23 protein-coding genes are annotated in these 25622 nt (G+C 69.4%); 13 read left to right on the top strand and 10 right to left on the bottom strand.

Annotation, left to right across the window (positions count from 1 at the left end):
• Positions 1-49 precede the first annotated feature (49 nt).
• Complete coding sequence (locus tag ACFTS5_RS04975) at positions 50-448, bottom strand: TIGR03618 family F420-dependent PPOX class oxidoreductase (protein ID WP_378627492.1); 399 nt, start codon at positions 446-448, stop codon at positions 50-52.
• A gap of 110 nt (positions 449-558) precedes the next feature.
• Between ACFTS5_RS04975 and ACFTS5_RS04980 the strand changes: the two genes are divergently transcribed.
• The 3 genes from ACFTS5_RS04980 to ACFTS5_RS04990 all read left to right on the top strand — a co-directional run bounded on the left by ACFTS5_RS04980 (position 559) and on the right by ACFTS5_RS04990 (position 3548).
• Positions 559-1311 (top strand): SDR family NAD(P)-dependent oxidoreductase, encoded by a 753-nt coding sequence (locus ACFTS5_RS04980; protein WP_378627493.1) that lies wholly within the window; start codon positions 559-561, stop codon positions 1309-1311.
• Complete coding sequence (gene cbiE / locus ACFTS5_RS04985) at positions 1308-2582, top strand: precorrin-6y C5,15-methyltransferase (decarboxylating) subunit CbiE (RefSeq protein ID WP_378627495.1); 1275 nt, start codon at positions 1308-1310, stop codon at positions 2580-2582. The genes ACFTS5_RS04980 and cbiE overlap by 4 nt, the downstream gene beginning before the upstream one ends.
• A 213-nt stretch (positions 2583-2795) precedes the next feature.
• Positions 2796-3548, top strand: coding sequence for a cobalt-precorrin-6A reductase (locus ACFTS5_RS04990; RefSeq protein WP_378628338.1), 753 nt, complete (start codon positions 2796-2798; stop codon positions 3546-3548).
• Between the two features lie 24 nt (positions 3549-3572).
• Here ACFTS5_RS04990 and ACFTS5_RS04995 read toward each other — a convergent pair whose 3' ends face one another.
• From ACFTS5_RS04995 to ACFTS5_RS05015, 5 genes are all read right to left on the bottom strand, one after another.
• Positions 3573-4115 carry a PadR family transcriptional regulator gene (locus ACFTS5_RS04995; protein WP_378627497.1) on the bottom strand — a complete coding sequence of 181 codons (543 nt, stop codon included), beginning with the start codon at positions 4113-4115 and terminating at the stop codon, positions 3573-3575.
• Between the two features lie 156 nt (positions 4116-4271).
• Complete coding sequence (locus ACFTS5_RS05000) at positions 4272-4760, bottom strand: ubiquitin-like domain-containing protein (RefSeq protein WP_378627498.1); 489 nt, start codon at positions 4758-4760, stop codon at positions 4272-4274.
• Between the two features lie 278 nt (positions 4761-5038).
• Positions 5039-6625 (bottom strand): precorrin-3B C(17)-methyltransferase, encoded by a 1587-nt coding sequence (gene cobJ, locus ACFTS5_RS05005; protein ID WP_378628341.1) that lies wholly within the window; start codon positions 6623-6625, stop codon positions 5039-5041.
• Between the two features lie 5 nt (positions 6626-6630).
• A complete protein-coding gene (locus ACFTS5_RS05010; protein WP_378627499.1) occupies positions 6631-7266 on the bottom strand; it encodes a precorrin-8X methylmutase in 636 nt (211 codons plus the stop codon).
• Between the two features lie 43 nt (positions 7267-7309).
• Positions 7310-7783, bottom strand: a complete 474-nt coding sequence (locus tag ACFTS5_RS05015) for an Lrp/AsnC family transcriptional regulator (protein WP_378627501.1) — start codon at positions 7781-7783, stop codon at positions 7310-7312.
• 95 nt (positions 7784-7878) lie between these two features.
• Between ACFTS5_RS05015 and ddaH the strand changes: the two genes are divergently transcribed.
• Both ddaH and ACFTS5_RS05025 read left to right on the top strand, forming a co-directional pair.
• The gene (gene ddaH / locus ACFTS5_RS05020) at positions 7879-8742 is read left to right on the top strand and encodes a dimethylargininase (protein ID WP_378627502.1); all 864 of its coding nucleotides are present in this window, start codon (positions 7879-7881) and stop codon (positions 8740-8742) included.
• 35 nt (positions 8743-8777) lie between these two features.
• Positions 8778-9986, top strand: a complete 1209-nt coding sequence (locus tag ACFTS5_RS05025; RefSeq protein WP_378627504.1) for a low temperature requirement protein A — start codon at positions 8778-8780, stop codon at positions 9984-9986.
• A gap of 100 nt (positions 9987-10086) precedes the next feature.
• On the opposite strand, the gene ACFTS5_RS05030 is transcribed toward ACFTS5_RS05025, so the two are convergent.
• Together ACFTS5_RS05030 and cobG are read right to left on the bottom strand one after the other, a co-directional pair.
• Entirely contained in the window at positions 10087-11178 is a 1092-nt protein-coding gene (locus ACFTS5_RS05030; protein WP_378627506.1) for an RNA ligase (ATP), read from the bottom strand.
• Positions 11179-11259: 81 nt separating this feature from the next.
• Complete coding sequence (gene cobG, locus ACFTS5_RS05035; protein WP_378627507.1) at positions 11260-12543, bottom strand: precorrin-3B synthase; 1284 nt, start codon at positions 12541-12543, stop codon at positions 11260-11262.
• Positions 12544-12747: 204 nt separating this feature from the next.
• Between cobG and ACFTS5_RS05040 the strand changes: the two genes are divergently transcribed.
• The 5 genes from ACFTS5_RS05040 to ACFTS5_RS05060 all read left to right on the top strand — a co-directional run bounded on the left by ACFTS5_RS05040 (position 12748) and on the right by ACFTS5_RS05060 (position 20201).
• Positions 12748-13422, top strand: coding sequence for a hypothetical protein (locus ACFTS5_RS05040; protein WP_378627509.1), 675 nt, complete (start codon positions 12748-12750; stop codon positions 13420-13422).
• 33 nt (positions 13423-13455) lie between these two features.
• Positions 13456-14841, top strand: a complete 1386-nt coding sequence (locus ACFTS5_RS05045; protein ID WP_378627511.1) for a MerR family transcriptional regulator — start codon at positions 13456-13458, stop codon at positions 14839-14841.
• The gene (locus ACFTS5_RS05050) at positions 14838-15320 is read left to right on the top strand and encodes a hypothetical protein (RefSeq protein ID WP_378627512.1); all 483 of its coding nucleotides are present in this window, start codon (positions 14838-14840) and stop codon (positions 15318-15320) included. The genes ACFTS5_RS05045 and ACFTS5_RS05050 overlap by 4 nt, the downstream gene beginning before the upstream one ends.
• A 272-nt stretch (positions 15321-15592) precedes the next feature.
• Positions 15593-19255, top strand: coding sequence for a cobaltochelatase subunit CobN (gene cobN / locus ACFTS5_RS05055; RefSeq protein ID WP_378627513.1), 3663 nt, complete (start codon positions 15593-15595; stop codon positions 19253-19255).
• Positions 19256-19346: 91 nt separating this feature from the next.
• The gene (locus ACFTS5_RS05060; RefSeq protein ID WP_378627514.1) at positions 19347-20201 is read left to right on the top strand and encodes an acyl-CoA thioesterase domain-containing protein; all 855 of its coding nucleotides are present in this window, start codon (positions 19347-19349) and stop codon (positions 20199-20201) included.
• 82 nt (positions 20202-20283) lie between these two features.
• Here ACFTS5_RS05060 and ACFTS5_RS05065 read toward each other — a convergent pair whose 3' ends face one another.
• Positions 20284-20739, bottom strand: coding sequence for a hypothetical protein (locus tag ACFTS5_RS05065; protein WP_378627515.1), 456 nt, complete (start codon positions 20737-20739; stop codon positions 20284-20286).
• 133 nt (positions 20740-20872) lie between these two features.
• Between ACFTS5_RS05065 and ACFTS5_RS05070 the strand changes: the two genes are divergently transcribed.
• Together ACFTS5_RS05070 and ACFTS5_RS05075 are read left to right on the top strand one after the other, a co-directional pair.
• The gene (locus ACFTS5_RS05070; protein ID WP_378627516.1) at positions 20873-21715 is read left to right on the top strand and encodes an NAD-dependent protein deacetylase; all 843 of its coding nucleotides are present in this window, start codon (positions 20873-20875) and stop codon (positions 21713-21715) included.
• Between the two features lie 237 nt (positions 21716-21952).
• Positions 21953-24361, top strand: coding sequence for an MFS transporter (locus tag ACFTS5_RS05075; RefSeq protein WP_378627517.1), 2409 nt, complete (start codon positions 21953-21955; stop codon positions 24359-24361).
• 57 nt (positions 24362-24418) lie between these two features.
• Here ACFTS5_RS05075 and ACFTS5_RS05080 read toward each other — a convergent pair whose 3' ends face one another.
• The gene (locus tag ACFTS5_RS05080; RefSeq protein ID WP_378627518.1) at positions 24419-24682 is read right to left on the bottom strand and encodes a helix-turn-helix domain-containing protein; all 264 of its coding nucleotides are present in this window, start codon (positions 24680-24682) and stop codon (positions 24419-24421) included.
• 119 nt (positions 24683-24801) lie between these two features.
• Here ACFTS5_RS05080 and ACFTS5_RS05085 point away from each other — a divergent pair, with 119 nt between their 5' ends.
• A complete protein-coding gene (locus ACFTS5_RS05085; protein ID WP_378627520.1) occupies positions 24802-25617 on the top strand; it encodes a mycofactocin-coupled SDR family oxidoreductase in 816 nt (271 codons plus the stop codon).
• The last annotated feature ends 5 nt before the right edge of the window (positions 25618-25622 follow it).

A 25622-nucleotide genomic window follows, 5' to 3' on the forward strand; every position in this document is an offset into this window, starting at 1 on the left:
GGGCCCCGGAGCGGCGCGCGCCCGCGCTGCGCCGAGCGGGTTCGGGAGGCTATTTCAGCGTGCCCGACGACAGCACCCGGCGCACCTGGATCGCGACGACCACACGTGTCGGGTTCTCGCGGGGGACCCGGTAGCGCTCGGTGTAGCGACGCACGGCCTCGGCGACGTCGGCGCTGTCGTCGAGTACCGTCGCCGGCCCTTCGAGGGTCAGCCAGCGCGGCCCCTCGACCTGGCTCACCGCCGCGTAGCCGCCTCGTCCGGCATTGCGTGCCTTCACCGACGCGCCGTCGGTGATCACGCGAGCGATCCCGCTCTCCGGATCCCAGGTGAAGCCCACGGCCACCACGTGCGGAGTGCCGTCGGCGCGCAGCGTGGTGAGCGTGGCCAGATGCCGCTCGGTGACGAACGCGAGGGCAGCGGGGGACAGCTGGGCGGTGGCGGTCGGCATGCCGGAAACGGTAGCCGGGCCGACCAGCGCGTTGCTGCGCGGGTTCGCGCCGTGCACACAACAGAGGCAGGCCGGCACCGGCCGCACGGGCCGGATGACAGACTGGCGCTATGGGAACGCAGCAGAACGATGGGCCGGTGCTGGTCCTGGGCGGGCGCAGTGAGATCGGCCTCGAAGTGGCGCGCAGGCTGGCACCCGGACGGGTGGTGATCCTGGCCGCTCGCCGTGCCGACGCGTTGGCGGCCGAGGTCGAGCAGGTGCGCGCGGCGGGCGCGACCGCCGTGCACACCGTGGAATTCGACGCCGACGAGACCGCCACCCACGCGCCCCTGCTGGACAAGCTCGCCGCCGAGCACGGTGGCATCGCGACAGCGGTGCTCGCCTTCGGCGTCCTCGGCGATCAGGATCGTGCCGAACACGACCCGGCGCACGCGGTGGCGGTCGTGCACACCGATTTCGTCGCCCAGGTCAGTGTCCTCACGACCCTGGCGACCGTGATGCGTGCGCAGGGATCCGGCCAGATCGTCGTCTTCAGCTCGATCGCGGGCGTGCGCGTGCGGCGGGCGAACTATGTCTACGGTTCGGCCAAAGCGGGCCTGGACGGCTTCGCCAGCGGCCTCGGCGACGCCCTGCACGGCACCGGCGTGCAGCTGTTGCTGGTGCGCTCGGGCTTCGTGATCGGGCGCATGACCACCGGCATGGAACCCGCCCCTCTGGCCAGCACTCCCGACCAGGTCGCCGACGCCGTGGTCCGCAGCCTCGGCAAGGGCGCCACCCGGGTCGCGGTCCCCGGCCGCCTTGCCCTCGCCTTCTTCGTGATGCGCCTGCTCCCGCAATCCGTCTGGCGTCGGATGCCACGGTGACCGCGTCCGGCGACGCGGCGACGGACTGGACCGGCCACCCGATCGTGGTGGCCGGCATCGGGGCCGACGGTTGGGCGGGGCTGGGGGAGAACGTCCGCCGGGCCATCGGGGACTGTGACGTGGTGTTCGGCTCCTCGCGTCAACTGGCGCTGCTCCCGGCCGGTGATATCGAGCGGGTGCCGTGGCCGACACCGCTGCTGCCCGCCCTGCCGGAGTTGTTCGGGCGCAATGCCGGTCGACGCATCGGCGTGCTGGCCAGCGGGGATCCGATGTTCTACGGCATCGGCGTCACCCTGGCGCGCCGGTTCGGCCCGGCGGCGCTGCGTGTGTTCCCGCAGCCCTCCTCGGTGTCGCTGGCGTGCGCGCGGCTCGGGTGGCCACTGGCCGAAACCCCGGTGGTGAGTGTGGTTGCCCGGCCATTGCCCACCGTGGTGCCCGAATTGTCCGAAGGTCGGCGGATTCTCGTTCTCAGCGAAGACGAGACGACACCGAGCCGAGTCGCGGAACTGCTGCGCGACAAGGGTTTCGGACCCTCCGCGCTGACGGTTCTCGAGCAACTCGGCGGCCCCGCCGAACACCGCCACACCGGCTCCGCGGCTACCTGGTCGCACCCGCCCGGCGATCCGCTCAACATCGTCGCCATCGACTGCCGCGCCGATCCCGATACCCGTCGCGACACCCGATTGCCCGGCCTGGCCGACGCTGCCTTCGCCGGTGACGGCCAGCTCACCAAGGCCGAGGTTCGTGCCCTCACCGTCACCGCTCTCGCCCCCGCACCGGGGGAAATGCTGTGGGATATCGGCGGCGGGTCGGGCAGTATCGCCATCGAATGGTGCCGTACCCATCCGCTGTGCCGCGCCGTCACGTTCGAGCGGCTGCCTGCCCGGCGGGAACAAATCGCGACCAATATCACCGCCCTCGGAGTACCGGGAATAACGATCCGCGGTGAGGTGCGCTCAGAGTTAGCCGAGGAAAAGATCTCGGTGCCGGACGCCGTATTTCTCGGCGGTGGTCTCACCCAGGACGGCATGTTCGAGCAGTGCTGGCAGCGGCTGCGCCCCGGCGGCCGCCTGGTCGCCAACGCGGTCACCGCGGAATCGGAAGCGCTGCTGCTCGACTGGTCGGCGAGGTTCGGTGGCACCCTGCGCAAATTTCAGATCTATCGGGGTGAACCGCTCGGCGGGTTCACGGCCTGGCGGCCGCACTTGCCGGTCGCTCAGTGGATTGTCCGAAAACCCGCTGGTCGCCGGAGTGTGGACGCGCAGCCCTGATCACGATCAGATCACGCGCAGATCACGGTGAATCCCTTCCCGCAGGGTCCGCACGCCGTAAAAGTTTCGGACCGAACGTGTAGAACCCACGGCTCGGGGGTAGGGTCGTTGCCGTTCCGGGTAATCCCCCGGGCCGTTTTCCACGATGGAGAGTTACATGAAGTACTCGAAGTTCGATGGCGATGCCGGTGCCGATGATTTCGGAGGGCTGTCCTGAGAGTTTTGATCCTCGGTGGCACCGGCGAAGCCAGGGAGTTGGCGCGCAGAGCGTCCGGTGAGCGTGGACTCGACATCGTGTCCTCCCTCGCCGGCCGAGTCGCCAATCCGCGGCTGCCGGTCGGTGCGGTCCGCGTGGGTGGGTTCGGTGGTGTCGAGGGCCTCCGAACCTGGCTACGCGAGAACGCGATCGACGCTGTCGTGGACGCGACCCATCCCTTCGCCGCACAGGTGAGTGCGCACGCCGCCACGGCCGCGGCCGAGCTGGATATCCCGGCGCTGCATCTGCGCCGCCCCGAGTGGGTGCAGCGGCGCGGCGACCTGTGGACCCGCGTGCCCGATCTCGCCGCGGCGGCCGCGGCACTGACCGCGCGCGACGAACAAGTCCTGCTGACCATCGGCCGCCAGGGCGTCGGCGCGTTCGCGGGTTGCACGGGTCACGGTTTCGTCATCCGCTCCATCGACGCCCCTGATGTCCCGTTGCCGCCGCGCGCCAAACTGTTGCTGGCGCGGGGGCCGTTCACGTTCGACGAGGAACTCGTGCTGATGTCGCGGCATCGCATCGACGTGCTGGTCACGAAGAACAGCGGCGGCGAGCAGACCGAGGCGAAGATCTTCGCTGCCCGCACCGCGGGGCTGCCGGTGATCATGATCGACCGGCCACCGCTGCCCGCGGGCGCCGTCACCGTGGCCGAGGTCGGCGACGCGGTCGAGTGGCTGCGGGAATCCGCATCGCACCGAGTGGGCTGAACCGAGCGGCAGGGCCGAATTCCGTCAGCGCGGGTTCGGCGGTGTGAAGATCGTCGGCAGCTGGTCGAACCAGTGCAGGACCGCGCGCTCATAGGCGATGCCGAATTCGAGGGTCGCGCGCTGGTGGGGAGCCAGGGCGGTCTCGTCTTCGTCGAGGTAGCGGTCGAGGCGATCTTGATGAATGTTCTTGTTGGCGGCGATGATCCGATCGCGATGCGCGGGATCCAGGTGCTCGCCGAAGGACAGCGTGAGCAGCAGTGGCACGCGGATGGTCTCGGCGCCGGGATCGCGCCCGATCCACTCGGCGAAGGCCTCACGCCCGATATCGGTGATCCGGTACGGCGTGCGCTCCCTGGCGCCACGTTCGCCTTTGGTCACCAGGCCCGCGGTGTCCATCGTGGACAGTTCGCGATAGACCTGGCTCTGTGTGATGGTCCAGAAGTCGCCGATGCGTTGCTGGGCCTGCGTGGCGAGATCCCAGCCCGACTTCGGGCCCTCGTGCAGGAACCCGAGTAGCGAGGCCGCGGTGGAGTTCAGTGGGCGGCGTCGAGTCGCGGTGTCGGTCAACGGTCAACTCCCTTCGAACTACATTCCTAAGTGGAATGTTACGCCTGGGTGCGCAGTCCACCAATAGTGCCGGTGTTGCGGCGCGTTCGCCGGACCGGGGTGCGGCGGTGGTGCTCGCGTGCTGAGCGCCACCGCCGCGGTGATCGACCCGTCGGGTCAGGCCAACGCGAGGTTCACGACGTCACCGTCGGCCAGTTCGTAGGACGCCAGGGTATTGGAGTCCTCGAGCTTGACTTCGCTCTCGGTGATGAGCTGCTGATCGGCCACCGGAACCCCGGTCTGTTCCTGGATGAGGCCCTTCAGGTCCTTGACCGTGGCCGTGCTGTCGATGCTGACCTGGATGGGCTCGCCGTCGAGGCCGTTCACCACCAGCGTGATGCCGGCAGCGCTTTCGGCGAGAGGTGCCCCGGGCAGACTCGGCAGGCCGGGCAATCCGGGCGCCCCGAGTGCCCCGGGCTCGGGTGCGGCCGGTGCCGCAGGTGCTGCGGGCGCGGCGGGTGCCGCTGGTGGCGCGGGCGGGGCCGGCGGTTGAGCCGAGGCGATCCCCGCGACGGGAACCGCCATGGCGGCGGCTATCAGGCCGACCGTCACACCGCGCCGTAATCGGGTACCGACAGTGTTCTGTGCGTGGTGCTGAACTCTCATCGTGGTGAATCCTTTCATCGTCCTCGTGGGACGCGTTGGGGAATCGAACCAGGAAACGAGCTGTCACGCTGTTGTGCATGCGGGCATGCCCGCGGAACAAGTGTGCCATCGCACGGGCGTGTCGCCGGGCCTCGCCGGCCGCGCGGGGTTGCCGAGGGCCGCGGAAGTCTCGGTCGACCATGGGGTCGCCAGGGTTGCCTGCGGTGCGGATTCGGTGCCCGCTCGGCCGGGGTGATGCGGGGTACCGACCGTGCGGTTTGTGTATTGTCCGACGCGGATTACCGGCTTGCTGTCGACCCGTACCTACGCGAAGTAAAAACGCGGGTGCCTTCCGGCGTGTCGAACATGGTGGTGGTCGAGGATCCGATGATCAGCAGGGTGCGCATGTCGACCTCGTCGGGATCGAGCTCACCGAGCGTGATCACCCGGACGGATTCGGTCGGACCGCCGACATCGCGACCGAGCACCACCGGTGTGTGCGGCGGGCGGTGCTCGAGCAGGACCTCGCGCATGGCGCCCACCTGCCAGCGGCGCTGCGAGGAGGCCGGGTTGTAGATCGCGATGGCCATATCCGCCGCCGCGACCGCCGAAAGGCGTTGTGCGACGACATCCCACGGCTTGAGCCGATCCGACAGCGAGATCATCGCGTAGTCGTGCCCGAGCGGTGCGCCGACCCGGCTGGCCACCGCGTTGGCGGCCGTCAGGCCGGGCAGCACCCGCACCGGGACGTCCTTGAACTGAGGTTCGGCCGACACCTCGAGGACGGCGGCCGCCATCGCGAAAACGCCCGGATCGCCCGAGGACACCACTGCGACACGCGCGCCCCGCTTGGCCAGGTCCAGCGCCATCGCGGCGCGCTCGGATTCGACCTTGTTGTCGCTGGCGTGCCGACGCTGACCCGTCCGCTCGGGGACGCGATTGATGTAGGTGGTGTACCCGACGAGGTCTGTCGCCTCGGCCAACGCGGCAGTGACCTGCGGCGTCGTCCAGTCCGCGTCGCCGGGCCCGAGGCCGACGACGACGACCTCGCCCGGCGCATTCGCCGATTCGTCAGGAAGGCCAGTCGCCGCAGCCGCAGTGCCTGTGCGGTCGTCGGCGACGGTGGGCTGACGAACGCTGGTGCCGCGAGCGGGGATCACAGTGGTCGGCGTCGGACCCGGGACCAGGGTGATCGAGAAGTACGGCACGTCGGCCTCGTCGACGTCGGCCGCGGCGAGTACTCGCTGTCGAGTGCTGCTCGCGCGTTCGACGTAGTACGCGTCGGCCAACCGGCCGGAATCCGAGAGTGCCTGGCGCACACCGGGAAACGTGCGTCCCAGCTTCATGATCGCCGCGGCGTCGGTCTCGCGCAGGCGCTCGGTCAGCTCCTCGACGGGCATGGTGCCGGGCAGCACCGTCAGCACTTGCTCACCCTCGACCAGCGGAGTTCCCAGCGCCGCGGAGGCCGCGCTCACCGAGGTGATGCCGGGGACGATCTCGGCGTCGAATCGATCGGCCAGCCGCCGGTGCATGTGCATGTAGGAGGAGTAGAACAGCGGATCACCGGCGGCGAGCAACGCGACGGTGCGCCCCGCGGCCAGATGGGTGGCCAGCCGCGCGGCCGCCTGCTCGTAGAACTCGTCGATCGCGCCCTGGTATCCGCCGGGATGATCGGTGGTCTCCACGGTGACCGGGTAGACGAGGTGCTCCTCGATCTGCCCGGCGCGCAGATACGGTTCCGCGATGGCGCGGGAGATACTGCGGCCGTGCTTGGCGCTGTGGAAGGCGACCACATCGGCTTCGGCGATGAGCCGGGCGGCCTTCACCGTCACCAGTTCCGGGTCGCCGGGACCGAGGCCGATGCCCCACAGTTTGCCGGTGCTGATCTCACTCACTCCTGTTCGCTCGCAATCGCATTCAGTGCAGACGCGGTGATCGCGCTGCCGCCGCGCCTGCCGCGGACGGTCAGATACTCGATCCCGCCGAAGTCGATCAGTGCCTGCTTGGATTCGGCGGCGCCGATGAACCCGACCGGGATGCCGATGATCGCCGCGGGTCGCGGCGCACCGGCATCGAGCATGTCGAGCAGGTGGAACAGCGCGGTCGGGGCGTTGCCGATGGCCACCACCGCGCCGTCGAGCTGGTCGCGCAGCAGCTCGAGCGCCGCCACCGAGCGTGTATTGCCCAGTCGCGCGGCGAGTTCGGGCACGCGCGGGTCGGTCAGGTTGCACAGCACCGCGTTGTCGGCGGGCAGCCGCTTGCGGGTCACCCCCGAGGCGACCATATTGGCATCGCAGATGATCGGCTTCCCCGCGTGCAGCGCGGCGCGCGCGGCGGCGACCACACCGGCGGAGAAGGCGATGTCGGGGGCCAGGTCGACCTGCCCGCAGCCGTGGATCATCCGCACCGCCACCCGTTCCACATCGGCGGGGAAACCGGCGAGATCCGCCTCGGCGCGGATCGTCGCGAACGAGCGCCGATAGATCTCGGCCCCGTCGGTGAGGTAGCTGGCACGCACGTCGGACATGGCGACAACCCTAGAACCTGGGTCTGACGTGGTGTCCGGCGGCTCAGGTGCGGGGGCGTTCGAGAATGCGCGACATCACCAGCGAGCTGCGGGTGCGCCCGACGCGCGCGTTCTCCCTGATCCGCTCGACCGTCACCTCGATCTCGGCCATATCGGTGGCCATCACATGCACGAGCGCGTCGGCCTCGCCCGCGATCGTCCACACCCCGACGACCTGTGGAATCGGTTCGAGGGTGCGGCGCAGCTCGGCCGGGGAGATGTTGTCGCGGTAGTAGACCTCGACGTAGGCCTCGGTTTTCCAGCCCAGCGCGGCCGGGTTGACCTGCGCGGTGAACCCGGTGATCTGTCCGCTCGCGACCATCTTGTCCACCCGCCGCTTCACCGCGGGCGCGGACAACCCGACCACCGAACCGATCTCCTGGAACGAGGCGCGGGCGTGGACGAGCAGCTCCGCGAGAATGCGCCGATCGATATCGTCCACGTCGCTCCTTCGCTTCGTCACGCAATGATTCCCCATTCTTACATCGAAATGCACAACGAATCGGTGTTCCGGACGCAATGGAACGGCGATTACGGTCGGTGAAACCGTCCGCGCTGCCACCAGGAGTCCTGATGACCGCCGCCAGCCCCCTTCGTGTCTCAGCACCCGCGCGGACCGCCTCCCCGCGCCGTTATGTGCTGTGCCGCCCCGACCATTTCGAGGTCACCTACGCGATCAATCCGTGGATGGATCCGGCCGCTCCGGTCGATCGGGCGCGCGCGCTCGCCCAGTGGGAGATCCTGCGCGCGACCCTCGAAGCACACGGGCACACCGTGGAAACGGTGCCCGGCGAACCCGGTCTGCCGGATATGGTCTTCGCCGCCAACAGCGGCATCGTGATCGGTGGACACGCGCTCTCGGCCCGGTTCGCCCACCCCGAACGCGCTGCCGAGGGGCCCGCTTTTCACCGGTGGTTCGGCGCACGGGAACTGCGGGCCCTGGCCGCCGCGGCCGAAACCAACGAGGGGGAGGGCGATTTCGCGTTCGCCGGACAGCGGATTCTGGCCGGTGTCGGGTTCCGCTGTTCGCTGTCCGCGCACGCGGAGGTGGAACGGTTCTTCGACGTGCCGGTGGTGTCGCTCGAGCTGGTCGACCCGCGCTTCTATCATCTCGACACCGCGCTGATGGTCCTCGACGACACCACCGTGGCCTACTACCCGGCCGCGTTCAGCCCGGCCGCTCGCGACGTGCTGACCGCGCTCTACCCCGACGCGATCCTCGCCGACGACAACGACGCGCTGTGCTTCGGCTTGAACGGACTCAGCGACGGCGAACACGTCTTCCTCGACCCCGGCGCCACCGGCCTCATCGCGCAGCTGCGTGCGCGGGGATTCGTCCCCGTTGCGCTGGATCTGTCCGAACTGCGTAAGGGCGGCGGCGGCGTGAAGTGCTGCGTGCTCGAGCTGCACACTCGCCGCGACACGATCGTGGGCTAGCCGGACCGCACCGCCACCGCCCACATACTGGGCCGATGGCACACCCCGAGCACAGCACCGAGGAGCGGCGCGCGAGCTGGACCGAGCTGTTCTTCGACCTGGTCGCCGTGGCGGGTATCGGCCAGCTCACCCACCTGTTGCACCGCGGCCCCTCGCTGGGTGAGTTCGGGCTGTATGTGGTGCTGTACCTGGCCTTCTGGGTGGTGTGGGCCTGTGTCACCGTGTACAGCAACGTCGCGGGCGAGCAGGCGCGCACCACGATGGTGTTCGGGTGCATGTTCGGTCTGTGCGTGATGATGGCCGCCGTCGACGGTGCCCCCGACGAGCACATGAACGTCTTCGCCGCCATCTATGTGCTGGTGCGGGTGGCGTCGTCGTCGGCGTGGCAGCGTGGCCAGATCGTGGTGGACTGGCCGATCGCGCAGATCGGCGCGGGCACCGTGCCCTGGCTGGTGTCGCTGTGGGTGCCCGCACCGTGGAAGTTCGTGCTGTGGGCGGTGGGGCTCGCGATCGACCTGTGGATCATGTTCGCCATCGACTCGGAACGGCTGATGGTCGACGCCGAACGGCGGGTGCGGGCCCGGGTGCGCCGCGGCGGCGGTCGGCCACCACGCGGCGGGCCGGGTCGACGCTCGCGCGAGATGACGCCACCGAAACTGCAAGCGCTGCACGCCGATGCGCCGCACCTGGGGGAACGGCTCGGCCAGTATCTGATCATCGTGCTGGGTGAAGGGGTGATCTCGGTGATCGCGGCGGTGTCGGCGGAGGAATGGACCGTCGCGGTGTGCGTCATCGGGGCGGGATCGTTCCTGTGCCTGATCGCGATGTGGGCGCTGACCTTGCGCTACGGGTTCGTGCCGCGCCTGATGGGAGAGGCGTCGGGCGCTGTCGGTATGCCCTATCAGCGGGTGATGGCCGTGCACTGCGCGATCAGTGGTGCGATCGCGACGGTCGCCGCGGGGTTGGGTCTGGTGGCGGCGCACCCGTCGGGTCATCTGCCCGCCGGGCTCGGCTGGGTGCTCGGTGGCGGTGCCGCCGCTTTCTTCCTGGTGTGCGGCCTCGGTGGGGTGCGCAGCGCCGGGGCAGGGTGGTTGCTGCGGTGGCCGGTGCCGTGCCTGGTGGCGGCGCTCGCGCTCGGTGGGGCGGCGCCGCACATCGGTGGGGTGTGGTTGGTGCTCGGCGTGCTGGTCACCCTCGCCGCCGCGGTGGTCTCGGAGACACTGCGCTCAGCGCGTCCGGCGTAGTCGGCGCGGGATCTGCTGAATGCCGCGCTACGCGTGCACTGTCCCCGTGATCGAGAAGAAATCCGATCGTCGATGGGCAGTGCACGCGTAGCGCCGTGGTTCACTCGTACTCGGTGCCGCCGTCGCGCAACAGGTACGCCTCGGAGACGATCTTGCCGATCGCCCGGCCACCGAGAATCGGCGACGGGCGTTCGGCGGCAGCCCGCACCACCAGGCCCTCGCGGATGTTGGCGCCCGCGCCGCTGACGGTTTCGGTGCCCTCGGCCAACTCCATGAGCAACTCGGCGTCGTAGGCGCCCTCGTAGAGGACCGGCACGCGCGAGACGGTGAGGCCGAGATCGTCGAGCAGGGCGCTGATCTCGTGATGGTCGAGCCAGCGGACCGGCGCCGCGCCCGCGTCCACCGCGATGTCGAACAGCCCGAAGCCGAGCGACTCGTCGTGCGCGGCGGACGCGCCGTAGTGCAGGTCCTGCACGCCCGCGCCGTACACCTCGCCGAACAGGCCGATGCGGTCCGCGTCGAGCGCGGCGGCGAGTTTGCGAGCGGCTTCGTCGAGCCCGTGGGCGCGCATGGCGCGCCAGTACAGGTTGCCGTCGGCCTCGGTCAGCGACAGCGACCGACCACCGACACCCTTGGACGACACCAGGATTCGGTCGCCGTCACGCACATGGGTGAGCAGGCAGGCGGTGCCGTGGATCTTCTCGGTCGCCACCACCGGCTCCCCGGCGGTGAAGATGTCGGGAAACCGCTTGATGTTCTCGACGTCGACCCACTGCAGCAGATCCGGCGCCGACTCGACCTGTCCCGACATCGAGACCGGTACCGGCGGAACCCATTTCACGATCCTCAGCGACTCGGCGAAGTCGGTCCGCTCGATCGCGGCGGCCGCGAGATCCGCTCCGTCCAGCGCGGCCGGGGTGCACACGATGCCCTGCGACAGCTCACCACGCAACCGGACCGCCTTCACCCGATTGCGCAGCGAGCCCGCGAGTTTCCCGGTCAGGCCGAGCTCGGCGATCAGCTCCTCGGGCAGCACCGACTGTTCCGGAATGTAGATCGCGTGATCCCCGGTCGCGAACTGGCCCTTGGCGACCACGGCCCGGTACAGCCCCACCTGGGCCAGCTCGAGCCGATCGGCATTCGGATGTGGCACGACAACGAGCCGCTCGGCCGTCACCTGCAGTGTGGACATGGGAACCCCCTCGTAGTGAGAAGGCAAGGGTACGAAACGATTCCGCGACCGTCGATCGAGTTTCGCTCGGCCGGGGTGGGGTCAGGACGTGGTGGTCGCGTCGTCGGTGTCGACGCGATAGCCGTGATCGGTGGCGACGACATCGGTCACGGGACCGCGTGGGCGACCGCAGCGTCGATCGCACCCGGACCAGTGCTGGCGACCCGCCACGGTGACGGATTCGGCCGGAACGAGTTCCTTCGTGGGCAGCCGCTGCTCGGAGGTCTCGGTGGCGGTGCCGTTCTCGGGATCGGCCGATGCGGCGGTGGTCGACCGCCCGAGTCCGGCCGCCTCGGGGAGAACGCGATCGGATTCGATGGCGGCGGCCAGGTCGGCGCGGACATCGGTGTGCGATTTCGCGCAGCCGGGTTGCCCGGCGCATGCGCTGACCTGCAACCACGGGGAATTCGCATCGAAGATCAGACCCATCGGCGCGAGCACGCGCACCACGGTTTCGGCGGGCCCCTCGTCGAGGTCGGTGATCACCAGGCTGCGCCAGGGGGTGACGAAGACGGGCCGTTCGACAGCGGCGAGGAATTCGGTCGTCCTGGCCGACAACGTACCCAGTGGTACCCCGGCGCCGAGCGTGACGCGGCCGTCCTCCTGATCGAGCCAGCCGATCGGAACAGCGTGTGTCGCACCGAGTTCGAGAGGTTCGCCGACGGGAGAGCGGTCGAGCGTCTCGACCACCGATTCGACCCCGCCCGGAATCTCGTGCAACCGCCACTGCCCCGACTCGCTGGTTCCCCGCAGATCGAGAAAGCCGCGCGCCGCGTCGAGCATCACGTCGACCGCTTCGCCCGCGGTGACCCGAAGCCCGGTGTCGGCGCCCGCCAGCAGCAGCGCGAACTCGTCGGCGCCCACCGCCTGAACGCCGATGTCACCGCGCAGCGTGCTCACATCACCGCGTCCGTCGTCGAGGGTGAACAGCACGCGTCCCGGCAGCTGCGCCAGCTGCGGATCGCCGCGCAATCCGGCGTCGAGGTCGATCGCGAGCCCGTGCACGTCCGCGAACCCGCCGACTCGCCCGGACAGCGGTGAGGCCACGATATTGCGCACCCGCTCGTGGGTCTCGCTGGGCAGCAGACCCGCCTCGTCCAGCCGTTGCGCGAGTTCGGAGGCGTCCCGGACCTGCCGCAGCTGGATATTTCCCCGCGAGGTCAGCTCGAGGTTCCCGTTGCCCAGGTCGCGCGCCGCGTCGGCCAATGCCTGCAACTGCGCCGATGTCAACCGCCCGCCCGGCACGCGGATCCGCGCCAACGGCCCGTCGGCAGCTTGATGCAACCGCAGAACCCCTGGGCAAGAATCGGGCGCGCTCCTGGTCATGATGCTCAAGCCTACGACGCACCCGCTACGCCCCGTACCTCAGCGTGATGGGCCGCCGCTCACTCCACCCTGCGGTGCGGTCGACCGGCCGCGCGGCCCGGCGGATGTGACGAGGCCGTCTCGCGTGACACTGCGATTCGCGGGTAGTCGCTAGGGTGAGTGGCGGATCCTTCGCCAGCCGAGTACCGACAGGAGAGTCGCCGCATGCTACGTGAATTCGTGGACAAGCGTGTCGTTCCCGCGCTCGACAGGGTCGCGCAGGCGCAAGCGCCGGTGGTGCACCGCTACGTCGACTGGCTGGGCCGCAGACACCCGCAGGACGCGCCGGTGGAGATCGTGCAGCGGCTCTCGCGCCAGTACCTGGTGGTCGTCACCGCCAGCGGGGTCACGGTGGGGCTCACCGCCGCGGTGCCGGGGGTGGGCACGGTGCTCGGCCTGGCCGCGACCGGAGTGGACACCCTCGTGTTCCTCGAGGCGTCCACGGTGCTGTCCGTCGGCGCCGCCGCGGCGTACGGCCTCGATCCCGACGATTCGCGGCAAGCGCGTCTGGTGTCGAAGGTCGTGCTCGGCGACGCGGGCACCAAGGTGCTCGACGAGACCGCGGGCCACAAGACGGGCCAGTGGCTCTCGGTCGTCACCGACCACATCCCCGGTCTGGCGAGCATGCCCGACTCCCCGGCCAAGCGGTTCATCGTCAACTACCTGGTCAAACGCACACTGCTGCTGTTCGGCACCCTGATTCCGGCGGGTATCGGTGCGGTGATCGGTGGCGTCGGCAACAACGCCCTCGGTCAGCTGGTGGTCGCGAACGTGTACCGCAATCTCGGCACGGGTTCCCCGGAGATGGTCGCCGCGGGCACCGACCGATCGACGACTTGACCTTCGACTCACTCGAACCCCGATCATGAACCGGTGCCCGACACCGAGCTGATCACCATCGGAGCCTTCGCCCGCGCCTGCGGCCTGAGCGCCAGTGCCCTGCGCTTCTACGCGGACGCCGGCATCCTCGCCCCTGCCGTCGTCGACGCGGTCACCGGCTACCGCTACTACGCCCCGGAGCAGTCCGCTCCCGCCCGCCTCCTGCGTCACCTGCGCGCGATGGACATGCCACTACCCGCGGTGACCGCCCTGCTCGCCGAACCCGACCCCGCCCGTGCGCTCGTCCTCCTCGACGAGCACCTCGCCGACCTGGACCGGCACCAGGGCGAGGTCCGCGCCGCCGCCGCGGCCGCCCTCGGCGCCCTCCTGTCCACCCACGGATCGGCGTCCGCATTCGGTGGGAGCGGGCACCGCGACCAGATCTCGGTGCCGACCGGTGATCGAGGCAGTACTCGATCGCCGCTCGTGCGAAACCCGGAGTCGGAGCGAGGTCTGCCGGGAACGCGCGACGACGTGTGGGTGCGCGGACCGGTGCTGGCGGCGGCGATCGACCAGGTCGCGACGGCCACCGTCGCCGATCCGGATCTGGCGGTACTCGACACGATGCTGTTCGAGACCGACGGGCACCAGCTGATCCTCACCGCGACGGATCGCTACCGCCTGGCGACCCGCACCGTCCGCCCCACCCGCGTCGGTGCCGCGGTCTGGGACGCGACGGTGGACGTCGACGACCTCCGTGCGGCCGCGTCCTGGTTGCGTCGCCGGCACGCCGTCGCGATCCGCCCCCATCGCGACAGCATCGAATTCCGCATGGCCACAACGGATTCAGTCGACCGAGACCGCGCCGACGGAGACGGCGAGCCGCCGACGCGCCACGCCGCCCAGCCGGACGACACCCGCCGCTGCTGCCGCCGCTCGACCCACGACTTCCCCGACTACCGAGCGATGCTGGCCGCCCTCGCCCCGGTGCGCACCCGAGTCGTGCTCACTCGTGCGGCGCTGCTCGACGCCATGGAACACGCCGACTCGCCCACCGTGGTCCTGCACACGACCGCCACCGGCACCGTATCCGTGACGGCCTCCAGCTCGTGGAGGGAGCACGCCTCACCGACAGTCACCGCCTCGCCAGGCGGCCGTATCGCGCACGAGAGTTCGAGCGCCGCGGCCGCTGCGTGCCAGGCACCGGAACCGGGTGCGGCGCGGCACATCCCGCAGGCCAGGGCCACCGGCCCTGCCATGACGATCCATTTCGCCGTCACCACCCTCTACCCGGCCGTCGCCACCGCCGTCGGGCCCGACGTGATGCTCGACCTCATCGCCCCCGACCAACCTGTTCTGATCCGCTCCGCCGACGACGGCGACCTGTCGACCCTGGCCATGCCGTGCAGACCCGAACCCACCGAGGAGACCTCCCGATGACCACCGCCGACCCGATCATGGACCGAATCACCCAGGGGGTCAACGACTTCCGCATCGGCGACGCCGAACGTGCCCGCACGACTCTGCTCGAAGTCTGGGCCGAGGTGGGCCCCGCCGGTGACCCGCTGCACCGCTGCACCCTCGCCCACTACCTGGCCGACGTCTACGACGACCCGGCCGAAGCCCTGGTCTGGGACGTTCGCGCCCTCGACGCCGCCGACGCCCTCACCGACACCCGCCTGAACGACCACCACGCGGGCCTCCAGGTCGCCGGCTTCTACCCCTCGCTGCACCTCAATCTCGCCGACAACTTCCGCCGCCTCGGCGCGTTCCCCGCCGCCACCCGGCACCTCGACGCCGCCCGCGAACGCCTGGACATCCTTCCGGACGACGACTACGGCGCAGTGATCCGCGGCGTCGTCGCCGAGCTCGCCGTGTCCATCGCGGCCGAAGACACCACCCGGCGGCCCACCCATTGACGACAGCGACCGGCTGAGCACCGCCTCGCGGATCGAGATCATCAGGCAGTGGCGCGGAGCCCTCGCGCCATCGCCTGCTGATCGATTGTCCAGCGGCGGGGAGCGGGCTGGAAAGTTGCGGGCGGGACAGGCCCAGTAGCATCGACTTGCTCGGCGGGCGTCGAGGAAACCGGTGGAAATCCGGTGCGGTCGCGCCACTGTGAACAGCCAGACCCTCCCCGGCGAGCACCGCATACCCCGATGGGCGCGTAACCCGAGGAAGGTCTCACCCTGTGATCCTGCTGCTGTCCACCTCCGACACCGACCTGCTGAGCGCCCGCGCGAGCGGCGCCGAGTACCGCTGGGGCAATCCCGCGCGGCTGCTCGTGGAGGATCTGCCGGAACTGCTCGACGGCGCTGATCTGGTGATCGTGCGAATCCTCGGTGGCAAGCGCGCCTGGGAAGAGGGTCTCGACGCGATCCGGGCGAGCGGCGTGCCGATGGTGGCGCTGGGTGGCGAGATCGCACCCGACGCCGAGCTGATGGAATGCTCGACGGTGCCGGTCGGTGTCGCGGCCGACGCGCACAACTACCTCGCCGCGGGCGGCGCCGAGAACCTGCTGCAGCTGCACAACTTCCTGTCCGACACGGTGTTGCTGACCGGGCACGGTTTCGAATCGCCCGCGCAGCTGCCCACCTGGGGCGAGCTCGACCGGTCCTCGCGGATCCTCGAACCGCACGCCCCGACTGTCGCCGTGGTCTACTACCGCGCCCAGCATCTCGCGGGCAACACCGCCTACATCGAGGCGCTGTGCAAGGCGATCGAGGCCAAGGGCGCTCGCCCGCTCCCGGTCTACGCGGCCTCGCTGCGCACCGCCGAACCCGAACTCCTCAGCCTGCTCGGTCGTGCCGACGCCCTCGTGGTGACGGTCCTCGCGGCGGGTGGCAGCAAGCCCGCGACCGCCTCGGCCGGCGGTGACGACGAGGCCTGGGACGTGGCCGCGCTCGCCGCGCTGGACGTGCCGATCCTGCAGGGCCTGTGCCTGACCAGCGGGCGCGCGCAATGGGAAGCCAACGACGACGGCCTGTCGCCGCTCGACGTCGCGACCCAGGTCGCGGTGCCCGAATTCGACGGCCGCATCATCACGGTGCCGTTCTCCTTCAAGGAGTTCGACGCCGACGGTCTGTCCGCCTATGTTCCCGACGCCGAACGGTGTGCCCGCGTGGCGGGGATCGCCGTCCGGCACGCCCGCCTGCGCCACATCCCGGCCGCGGACAAGCGGATCGCGATCATGCTCTCGGCGTACCCGACCAAGCACGCCCGCATCGGCAATGCCGTCGGTCTCGACACCCCGGCCAGCGCGATCCGCCTGCTCACCGAATTGCGCGCCGCCGGTTACGATCTCGGCGATATCGACGAGATCCCCGGCCTGGTGGAACGAGACGGCGACGCGCTGATCCACGCCCTGATCGCGGCGGGCGGTCAGGACCCGGAGTGGTTGAGCGCGGAACAGCTGGAGGGCAACCCGATTCGCATCGGCGCCGCCACCTACACCCGCTGGTTCGAGTCACTGCCCGAAGACCTGCGCGAGGCCGTCGTCGAGGCGTGGGGGCCGCCGCCGGGCGAACTCTACGTCGACCGGTCGGCCGATCCCAAGGGCGAGATCGTCATCGCCGCACTGCGTTTCGGCAATGTGGTGCTGATGGTGCAGCCGCCTCGCGGGTTCGGGGAGAACCCCGTCGCGATCTACCACGATCCCGATCTGCCGCCGAGTCACCACTATCTCGCCGCCTACCGCTGGCTGTCCGCGCCCGACGGTTTCGGCGCCGACGCGATGGTGCACCTGGGCAAGCACGGCAACCTGGAGTGGCTGCCCGGCAAGACCCTCGGCATGTCCGCCTCCTGCGGTACCGACGCGGCGCTGGGCGATCTGCCGCTGATCTACCCGTTCCTGGTCAACGATCCCGGCGAGGGCACCCAGGCCAAGCGTCGCGCCCACGCCACCCTCGTCGACCATTTGATCCCGCCGATGGCGCGCGCTGAAACCTATGGCGACATCTCCCGCCTGGAGCAGTTGCTCGACGAGCACGCCAACATCTCCGCCCTCGATCCCGCCAAACTGCCCGCCATCCGCCAGCAGATCTGGACGCTGATGCGCGCGGCCGAGATGGACCACGACCTCGGTCTCGCCGAACGCCCCGAAGAGGACGTCTTCGACGACATGCTCCTGCACGTCGACGGCTGGTTGTGCGAGATCAAGGACGTCCAGATCCGCGACGGCCTGCACATCCTGAGCCAGGCTCCCGAGGGGGAGATGGAACTCGACCTGGTACTGGCCATGCTGCGTGCCCGTCAGCTGTGGGGCGGCGAGCAGAATGTGCCCGGCCTGCGAGAGACGCTGGGGCTCAGTGAATCCGGCGACGAGGCCCGCGTTCGCGTGGATGTGGTCGAGGCCCGTGCTCGCGAACTGCTCGGTGCGTTGCAGGCGACGGACTGGTCGGTCGACGCGGTCGAGCAGCTGGTCGCGGACTTCGAGACCGCGATCCTGGACGGGCACCGCGCCGCGGCGTCGAGCACGAACCTCGCCGTGGTGGTCGCCGACGCCGAGCGGCTGGACCAGGTCGCCACCATCTTGCGGTTCGCCGCCACCGAGGTCGTGCCGCGCCTGCGTGAGACCAGCATCGAGATCCCGCGTGTGCTGCATGCGCTCAACGGCGGGTTCGTTCCGGCGGGCCCCAGCGGTTCCCCGCTGCGTGGTCTGATCAACGTGCTGCCGACCGGTCGCAACTTCTACTCGGTCGACCCCAAGGCTGTCCCGTCGCGGTTGGCCTGGGAAACCGGTCAGGCGATGGCGGAATCGCTGCTGGCCCGCTACCTGGCCGACCACGGCGAGTACCCGAAGTCGGTCGGGTTGTCGGTGTGGGGCACCTCGGCCATGCGCACCTCCGGCGACGACATCGCCGAAGTGTTCGCGCTGCTCGGTGTCCGGCCGGTGTGGGACGAGGCGAGCCGCCGCGTCACCTCGCTCGCGGTGATCGATCTCGAAGAACTCGGGCGCCCGCGCGTCGACGTCACGGTGCGCATCTCCGGGTTCTTCCGCGACGCCTTCCCGCACGTGCTGGCGCTGCTCGACGACGCGGTCCGCCTCGTCGCCGATCTCGACGAGCCCGCCGAGTCGAATTACATTCGCGCACACGCGCAATCGGACCTCGCCGAGCACGGTGACACCCGGCGCGCCACCACGCGCATCTTCGGGTCCAAGCCGGGTACCTACGGCGCCGGCCTGCTCCAGCTCATCGATTCCAAGAGCTGGCGCACCGACGACGACCTCGCGCAGGTCTACACCACCTGGGGCGGCTACGCCTACGGCCGCGATCTCGACGGCGCCCCCGCCGCCGACGACATGCGCACCGCGTACAAGCGCATCGCGGTCGCCGCCAAGAACACCGACACCCGCGAACACGACATCGCCGACTCCGACGACTACTTCCAGTACCACGGCGGCATGGTCGCGACCGTTCGCGCGCTGACCGGCAAGAACCCCGAGGCCTACATCGGCGACTCGACCCGCCCCGATGCCGTGCGCACCCGCACGCTCTCGGAGGAGACCGCCCGCGTGTTCCGTGCGCGCGTGGTGAACCCGCGGTGGCTCGAGGCGATGCGCCGGCACGGGTACAAGGGCGCCTTCGAGATGGCCGCCACCGTCGACTACCTGTTCGGCTACGACGCCACCACCAATGTCGTCGCCGACTGGATGTACGAAAAGCTCTCCGAGAGTTACGTGTTCGACGACGTGAACCGCAAGTTCATGGAGCAGTCCAACCCGTGGGCGCTGCACGGCATCGCCGAACGGCTCCTGGAAGCCGCCGAGCGCAAGCTGTGGGAGCACCCCGAGCAGGAGACCTTGGACAAACTGCGGCAGGTCTACCTGGAAACCGAGGGTGAGCTGGAGTGACCGCACTTGCCGCAAAACTGCAACACGTTCTAGTGTGAGGCATGGTGTGCCGCGGCGATCCCGCCCGGCACCCGCGGAGGAAAGGGGCACGATGAGTACCTCCCCTGGCTATTTCACGCACGCGGACGGCGTCTACACGCCGATGCGGTACTCGCTGAGCCTGTGGTCGCCCAGCACGCTGTCCGGGCCGCCGGTGTGCGGGTTGATGGCGCGCGAGGTGGAGGCGGGTTACTGCGCCGACGGGTTCGCCCCGGCGCGGTTGACCGTCGACCTGCACCGTCCGGTGCCCGCCGTGCCGCTGACCATCGCCAGCGAACTGGTGCGCGACGGAAATCGGGTCCGCTCGGTGTCCATCGTCGTGCGCGCCGACGGCGAGATCGTCGCCCGCGGCAGCGCGCTCCTGCTGAAGCGTTCGACCCAGCCCCCGGGCGAGGTGTGGCGCCCTGACCGGGATCGGCCGCTGCCGCCGCCGAGCGTGCTGGCCACCATCGACCAGACGATGCACCTGTTCGGCAGTGACGGGCAGGGCTGGTCGATGAATATGACCGAACATCAGAACGACGCTCGCAAACGCAAGTGGGTGCGCAATATCCCGGTCGTCGCGGGGGAGCCGTCGTCGCCGTTCTGCTACGCGGCGATGACCGGCGAGCAGACCAGCCTGGTCACCAACTGGGGCACCGAGGGCATCGGTTTCATCAACACCGATGTGTCGATCACGTTCTCGCGCATGCCCGTCGGCGACGAGATGGGCCTCGAGGCGGAGAGCCACCTCAGCGACGACGGGATCGCGGCGGGCGCGGCGGTGCTCTACGACGAGCAGGGCGCGTTCGGCATCTGCACGACGACCGCGCTGGCCAACGAACGCAGGCAGATCCGCGGCGATGTCATCGACGAGCTGTCGGAGTCGTTCGTGGCGGACGCGATCAGGCAGCCGCAGGTCCGGTGAACGCCACCGCGACCGTCGCCGCGCACAGGATCGTGCCGGTCGTCGTGGTGGCGAGCAGGTAGCCCGGCGCGATCGTCGCCGGCTATGCGGAGATCAGGGTCACGATGAGTTCGTCGGCGATCGACTCGGCCTTCACCATGCCGGTGCCCAGGTAGAGGGTTGCCGCGCGGGGGCGGCCGTCGGCCAGCGGTACGACCGAGACCGCGTCGACGCGGCGGCCCGCGAGCTCGTCGTAGGGTGACTCGTCGGTGACGTCGAAGGCGGTGTACTTGCCGGAGTTGGCGACGTATTCGATGTTCACCGGGTCGACCAGCGGCTCGAACGGGTCGCGCCACGGTGCGCCGCCGATGCGCAGTTCCGCACCGTCGACGCCGGCGTCGAAGAGCAGGGTCGAACCGTTGTGGAAGGTGAATTCGATCGGGCCCTCGGTGCGGTCGATCTCGTCGCCCAGGACATAGAACATCCGGCGGACGGCGACGATGGTCCCGTCGACCGCGGCATTGAGCGCGGTGCGGCCGTGCTCATCGGTGTCGGACATAGGTTTTCCTCTGCAGCGGTCGATGCCGGGCGGATGAAACATCATGTCGCCGCGCGCCCACCACACGCAACTCGGCCCCGGCGTGTTCGTCCCGCGCACGACGCGCCGCCGCCCCGCTCGTAGAGTGGAACCCATGGTGGACCACGACACCACCGACGCGGTGGCGCGCGCGGCCGAGTTGCTGCGCGGGCGCCGCACTGTGGTGATCTCCGGCGCCGGGCTGAGCACCGACAGCGGGATTCCCGATTACCGTGGTCCCGGCTCGCCGCCGCGCACGCCGATGACCTATCAGCAGTTCGTCGGTGACCCGGTGTTCCGGCAGCGGTATTGGGCGCGTAACCACATCGGCTGGCGGCGGATGGACGCTGCCCGGCCCAACCCCGGTCATCGCGCTGTCGCGCGGCTCGAGCGGGCGGGCGTGGTGTCGGGAGTGATCACCCAGAACGTGGACCTGCTGCACATGAAGGCGGGGGCGCGTCAGGTGATCGATCTGCACGGAACGTACGCGCGAGTGCGTTGCCTGCGGTGCGAGAATCTGATCTCCCGAATGACCCTCGCGCAACACCTCGAGGCGGCCAATCCCGGTTTCGCGGAAAATGTTTCGGCGGGCGCCACCGGTATCGAAGTGGCACCCGACGCGGACGCCGTGGTGACCGATACCGATCGATTCCGGATGGTCGATTGCCTGGCATGCGGCGGAATGCTCAAACCCGACATCGTGTATTTCGGCGAGAATGTGCCGCCGGACCGGGTGGCAGCCGCTTTCGGCATGGTCGAACGAGCGCAGGCGATACTGGTGGCCGGTTCCTCGCTGACGGTGATGTCGGGCCTGCGATTCGTGCGCAGAGCCGCGAAAAGCGGTGTGCCAGTGGTGATCGTGAATCGTGGACGTACCCGCGGCGACGATCTCGCCACCCTTCGGATCGACGCGGGCTGTTCGGAAACTCTGTGCGCGCTGGCCGAACTCGGCTGCTGAATTCCCGCATGCCGAACTGACAGTTCACTGCCCCGCGGCCTATCGTTTCCGTGTGAAATGAACGGTAACTTGATCCCTCGGTGAAGGCGGCGAATCCGACGTGGGTAAGCTCTGCGCACCAGTGCATGAAGAGTTCCACCCGCGGCGCAATGTTTTCCTCGCAGCGGGGTTGTCGGCCCTCGTGTGGGCCGAATGATCGACCCCCACTTGCCAGCCGATCAGAACCAGGGCTTTTCCATGACCGATACCGTCGTTGCCGAATCACGCCTCACGCACCGCCAGACACTCACCATTCTGTCCGGGCTGCTACTGGGGGTGTTCCTCGCCGCGCTCGACCAGAACATCGTCAGCGTCGCCATCGTCCGGATCGCGAACAGTCTCGACGGGTTCGACGAACAGGCATGGGCGACAACGGCATACCTGATCACCGCCACCGTCACCACGCCGCTCTACGGCAAGCTCGCCGACATCTACGGGCGCAAACCGTTCTATCTGCTGGCGATCGCCCTGTTCGTGATCGGTTCGGCCGCCTGCTGCTTCGCGACCACCATGTATCAGCTGGCCGGGTGCAGGGCCTTCCAGGGGCTGGGCGCGGGCGGGTTGATGTCGCTGGCGTTCACCATCGTCGGTGACATTGTGCCGCCGCGCGAACGGGTCCGCTACCAGGGGTATTTCCTCATGGTGTTCGGCATCGCGACAGTGCTCGGCCCGGTGGTCGGTGGCTTCCTGTCCGACTACGAGAGCCTCGGTGGCATCGAGGGCTGGCGCTGGGTGTTCCTGGTGAACGTGCCCGTCGGGGTGCTGGCGTTCCTCGTGGTCGCGAAGGTGCTGAACGTGGGGCACACCCGCCAGCGCAGCCGGATCGACTGGTTCGGCGCGATCACCCTCATCGTGGGTGTGGTGCCGCTGCTGATCGTGGCCGAGCAGGGTCGGATCTGGGGATGGACCGAGCCGAAATCGCTGCTCTGCTACGGCATCTGCGCGGGCGGTCTGCTGCTGTTCGTCCTGGTCGAATTCCTCATGAAGGACTCGGCGCTGATCCCGCTGCGGCTGTTCCGCAGCTCCACGTTCAGCATCGCGATCCTCGGCGGGTTCCTCGTGGGCGTCGCGATGTTCGGCGCGATCACGATGGTTCCGCAGTATCTGCAGGTCGTGCGTGGTTTCTCGCCGACCGAGGCGGGGCTGCTGATGTTGCCGCTGGTTCTCGGGATCATGGTGGGCGCGCAGATCTCGGGGCTGATCACGAAAGCCACCGGGCGCTACAAGGTGCTGCCGGTCCTCGGCGCGCTGATCCTGGCGATCGGGTGCGCGCTGTTCGCCAGGATCACCTACGACGGTCCGCTGTGGCAGCCGCTGGCCTTCAGCGCGATCATGGGTTTCGGGCTCGGCGGCTGCATGCAGACGCTGGTCATCGCCGCGCAGAACGCGGTCGGGCGCACCGAGATGGGTGTGTCGACCGCGGCGGCGACGTTCTTCCGCCAGCTCGGCGGGACCCTCGGGGTCGCGGTGTTCCTGACCGTGCTGTTCGACCGTCTGCCCGCGTCGATCCTGGAAGCCTTCGGAGGGAGTCTGCCGCCCGGATTCGACGGCGCGCGCCTCGAAGGGCTGTTGAGCGATACCAGCGGCATCGCCACGCTGCCCGACGAGTTGCGGATCCCGATCCTCGAAGGATTCACCGACTCGATGCACAGCGTGTTCCTGCTCGCCGCCGACCTCGCGGTGGTGGCCTGCCTGGTGCTGGTCTTCATGAAAGAGATTCCGCTGCAGGAGGATCCGGCGCCGGACGATCGGTCCGATGCCACCGCGCTGCGCGATGTGAGCCTGCACGACGCGCACGAGATGGCGGGCGAACTGCACCCCGTCGCCACCGGTCGGGTGATCGCGGGGCTGTTGCGACGCGACGACGCGCGCCCGGTACCCGCCGCGACGCTCACCCTGATCGATCAGCACGGGCATCAGGTGGCCCGCGGCAACGGCGACGCCGACGGCGCGTACGTGATCGAGGCGCCCCGGCCGGGCAACTATGTACTCATCGCCGCGGCGGCCGGTCATCAGCCCGAAGCGGTGAGCGTGTCGATCGGGGAGCGCGCCCAGCACGTCGACCTGATGCTCACCGGCGCGGGTGAACTCACCGGGATCGTGCGCTCGGCGCGGCGCGGCGAACCGCTCTGGGGCGCCACGATCACGCTGACCGATCCCGAGGGCGAGGTGGTGGGCGCGGCGATCACCGGCGAAGACGGCACCTACGTGTGCCGCGACGTCGTGAGCGGTACCTACACCCTGGTCGCGGTCGCCGATCACATGCGGCCGGCGGCAGTCGCGCTGACCGTGCCGGAGACGGGCTCGCTGCATCGCGACATCGACCTCGAACCGATGGCCATCCTCCTCGGCTCGGCGTGGGTGGACGGCGACCGCCCCGTCCCCGACGTGCAGATCACGGTCCTGGACTCGGGTGGCGATCCGGCAGCGACGGCCCGTACCGACGAGAAGGGGCGATACCTGGTGCCGGACCTGCCGGAGGGGGAGTACACGGTGGTCGCCCGCGGCTACCCGCCCGTCGCGAGTCAGGTATCGGTGACCCGCGGCGAGATCACCCATGATGTGACGCTGGGATACGAGAACGAGGAGTCGATGAACCGCCGGTAGGCGGGTCGAGCGCAGCATCGGGCAGTGTGCGCGGCGTGCCGCGCAGGCCGTCGCCGATCAGGCGGACTCGGCGACCTGTTCGTCGCGGTAGGACTCGGCCAGCTCGGTCAGGGGAATCGAGAGGGCCTCGGCCAGGCCGACGACCGTGCCGAAGGCCGGTGAGGGCAGCCGTCCCGACTCGATCTTGCGCAGCGTCTCCGGGGAAATACCCGCTCGCAGGGCCACCTCGGCGAGGTCGCGGTCGCCGCGAGCGGTGCGCAGGCGGCGGCCGAGACGGCGGCCTGCTTCGACCTGCGCGGGGCTGAGCGGGAGTCGGACCATGCGACCGATGGTATGTCCTCGGGAACGCGATGGCCAAGCTGAGTAGGGATCTCCGTTTTCGCCTCGCCCGGGCGGTGGCGGTGGTAGGTGTCAGGGGAGGACATCGAAGTTCGAAAGGTATGGGTATGACACGACGGTTCGAGGGCAAGGTCGTTTTCGTGACGGGAGCGGCGCGCGGGCAGGGCAGGGCGGAGGCGGTGCGTTTCGCCGAGGAGGGTGCGGACGTGATCGCGATCGACGCGTGCGCGGAGTTCGCCAGCACCAGCTACGCGGGCGCGACGGAGGCGGATCTGGCCGAGACCGTGAAGCTCGTCGAAGCGGCCGGCGGCAAGATCGTCGCGAGCAAGGTCGATGTGCGCGATTTCGACGGGTTGTCCGCGGCGTTGGCGGCGGGCATCGAGCAGCTGGGCAGACTCGATGTGGTGGTGGCCAACGCGGGCATCTGTTCGGCGGCGATGTCGTGGGAGATCACCGCCGAGCAGTGGCAGGAGACCATCGACGTCAACCTGACGGGCGTCTTCCATACCGCGAAAGCCGCTGTGCCCCACCTGATCGCGCAGGGCGAGGGTGGCGCGATGGTGTTCACCAGTTCGGTGGCGGGTCTGAAGGGCACGCCGTTCACCGGCCACTATGTCGCGACCAAGCACGCGATCACGGGTCTGGCCAAGACGATGGCGAACGAGCTCGGCGCGCACCGGATCCGGGTGAACACCGTCCATCCCGCGGGCGTGGCGAGCGGCATGCAGATCAACGAGATGGGCCCGCTGTTCGAGGAGTACGGTGCCACTCTCGCACCCATCTTCATGAACGCCCTGCCCAGCCACATCTGTCAGCCCGAGGAGATCGCGGCGACCGTGGCCTGGTTGTGCTCGTACGAGGCGAGCCAGATCACCGGTGCGCAGATTCCGGTGGACATGGGCAACCTGAACCGCTGATTTTG

The organism is Nocardia sp. NPDC056952 (assembly GCF_042674185.1).
In the GTDB taxonomy this organism is placed as follows: domain Bacteria; phylum Actinomycetota; class Actinomycetes; order Mycobacteriales; family Mycobacteriaceae; genus Nocardia.

Coding starts and splice junctions, on each gene's coding strand:
- ACFTS5_RS05050 (WP_378627512.1), top strand. CDS start 14,838: ATGACCACCGCCGACCCGATCATGGACCGAATCACCCAGGGGGTCAAC.
- ACFTS5_RS05040 (WP_378627509.1), top strand. CDS start 12,748: ATGCTACGTGAATTCGTGGACAAGCGTGTCGTTCCCGCGCTCGACAGG.
- ACFTS5_RS05070 (WP_378627516.1), top strand. CDS start 20,873: ATGGTGGACCACGACACCACCGACGCGGTGGCGCGCGCGGCCGAGTTG.
- ACFTS5_RS05025 (WP_378627504.1), top strand. CDS start 8,778: ATGGCACACCCCGAGCACAGCACCGAGGAGCGGCGCGCGAGCTGGACC.
- ACFTS5_RS04980 (WP_378627493.1), top strand. CDS start 559: ATGGGAACGCAGCAGAACGATGGGCCGGTGCTGGTCCTGGGCGGGCGC.
- ACFTS5_RS05010 (WP_378627499.1), bottom strand. CDS start 7,266: ATGTCCGACGTGCGTGCCAGCTACCTCACCGACGGGGCCGAGATCTAT.
- ACFTS5_RS05085 (WP_378627520.1), top strand. CDS start 24,802: ATGGGTATGACACGACGGTTCGAGGGCAAGGTCGTTTTCGTGACGGGA.
- ACFTS5_RS05015 (WP_378627501.1), bottom strand. CDS start 7,783: ATGGGGAATCATTGCGTGACGAAGCGAAGGAGCGACGTGGACGATATC.
- ddaH (WP_378627502.1), top strand. CDS start 7,879: ATGACCGCCGCCAGCCCCCTTCGTGTCTCAGCACCCGCGCGGACCGCC.
- ACFTS5_RS04975 (WP_378627492.1), bottom strand. CDS start 448: ATGCCGACCGCCACCGCCCAGCTGTCCCCCGCTGCCCTCGCGTTCGTC.
- ACFTS5_RS05065 (WP_378627515.1), bottom strand. CDS start 20,739: ATGTCCGACACCGATGAGCACGGCCGCACCGCGCTCAATGCCGCGGTC.
- ACFTS5_RS05080 (WP_378627518.1), bottom strand. CDS start 24,682: ATGGTCCGACTCCCGCTCAGCCCCGCGCAGGTCGAAGCAGGCCGCCGT.
- ACFTS5_RS05030 (WP_378627506.1), bottom strand. CDS start 11,178: ATGTCCACACTGCAGGTGACGGCCGAGCGGCTCGTTGTCGTGCCACAT.
- ACFTS5_RS05075 (WP_378627517.1), top strand. CDS start 21,953: ATGACCGATACCGTCGTTGCCGAATCACGCCTCACGCACCGCCAGACA.
- ACFTS5_RS05060 (WP_378627514.1), top strand. CDS start 19,347: ATGAGTACCTCCCCTGGCTATTTCACGCACGCGGACGGCGTCTACACG.
- ACFTS5_RS05000 (WP_378627498.1), bottom strand. CDS start 4,760: ATGAGAGTTCAGCACCACGCACAGAACACTGTCGGTACCCGATTACGG.
- cobG (WP_378627507.1), bottom strand. CDS start 12,543: ATGACCAGGAGCGCGCCCGATTCTTGCCCAGGGGTTCTGCGGTTGCAT.